The organism is Paenibacillus plantiphilus (assembly GCF_927798095.1).
GTDB lineage: Bacteria > Bacillota > Bacilli > Paenibacillales > Paenibacillaceae > Paenibacillus_Z > Paenibacillus_Z plantiphilus.
This window is the reverse complement of sequence record NZ_CAKMMF010000074.1, coordinates 1-1352: the sequence shown is the minus strand read 5'-3', so window position 1 is coordinate 1352 and position 1352 is coordinate 1. Positions and strand designations below refer to the sequence as shown.

General features: G+C 48.3%; 1 protein-coding gene. It reads left to right on the top strand.

Translation table 11 applies throughout. The annotated features are described in order from the left end of the window. Positions 1 to 471: 471 nt before the first annotated feature. The coding region (gene ltrA / locus L6H65_RS26375) for a group II intron reverse transcriptase/maturase (protein ID WP_236347746.1) at positions 472 to 1352 on the top strand (881 nt) is incomplete at its 3' end.

Here is a 1352-nt window from a genome sequence, read left to right as displayed (position 1 = left end):
CACCGTGAGGTGGGATCTGAAGGAAGCTGGCGGCAAATCTCCGGTCTGAGGAACACGAACTTCATATAAGGCTAACGTATGTTGGGTGAGACTGCATAACAAGTCAAAGTCCATACTGCCGAAGGCATACGAAAGTAAATGGAGCAGATAGATGGAGAGGAAGATAGCGTTCTTACCTGGGGAGATCTGTACCCAAGCAACGATGAAGTTGTAAGCATGGCTGTGAAGCCATGTTGAAGGTACAGAAGTCAGCAGAGGTCATAATACGCTTGTTGTTGCAACAATAAGCGGAAGGACTGAACATGAAATAGGAATGTGAAAACTTGGCGTTCGAAGATGGACGATGAAAGCAGACAATCCGAAAGGACTTATCTCAGGAAAGTAGCGGTGAATACGCGAGGGTACTGGGAAGGGCGGAGTCCACCTACGGCACAAAGAGAAGGAACATTCACGCGGGAGAGTGTATCTAGAATGATCGAGGAAGTATTGTCACGAGCGAATATGCTGTCGGCACTAGAACGTGTCGAATCGAACAAGGGAAGCCATGGCGTGGATGGCATGTCGGTAAAAACCTTACGCAGACACATCCAACAAAACTGGGAGACCATTCGAGAAAGCATTCGGAACGGAACCTATGAACCAAGTCCAGTCCGTCGGGTCGAAATCCCGAAACCGAATGGCGGAACAAGGTTATTAGGGATACCTACTGTGACGGATCGACTCATTCAGCAAGCCATTACTCAAGTACTGACTCCCGTATTTGACCCCGGGTTTTCCGATCATAGCTATGGCTTCCGTCCGCAGAGACGAGGTCATGAAGCCGTGTGGAAAGCGAGAACATTCATGCAAGAAGGCTACCGAATTGTGGTAGACATCGACTTGGAGAAATTCTTCGACCGTGTTCACCACGACCGGCTAATGGCGAGGCTTGCGGAGGAGATAACGGACAAAACGTTATTGAAGCTCATCCGAAAGTATCTGCAATCAGGCGTGATGGTAGAGGGTCTTGTAAAGCCAACACTTGAGGGAGCGCCGCAGGGAGGGCCACTAAGTCCAATACTATCGAATATCGTCCTAGACGAACTGGATAAGGAACTGGAGAAGCGCAATCTGCGATTTGTCCGATATGCGGACGACTGTAACATTTACGTGAAAACGTGGAAGGCAGGTCAGCGGGTGAAAGAATCCGTCACAAAATTCATTGAGAAGAAGCTAAAGCTGAAAGTGAACCAAACGAAAAGTGCGGTTGACCGACCATGGAAACGAAAGTTTCTAGGATTCACGCTTAGTTGGGACAAAGCCTATCCCAAGGTGAAAATTTCGAAACCATCTCTGCAACGAGTGAAAGCAAA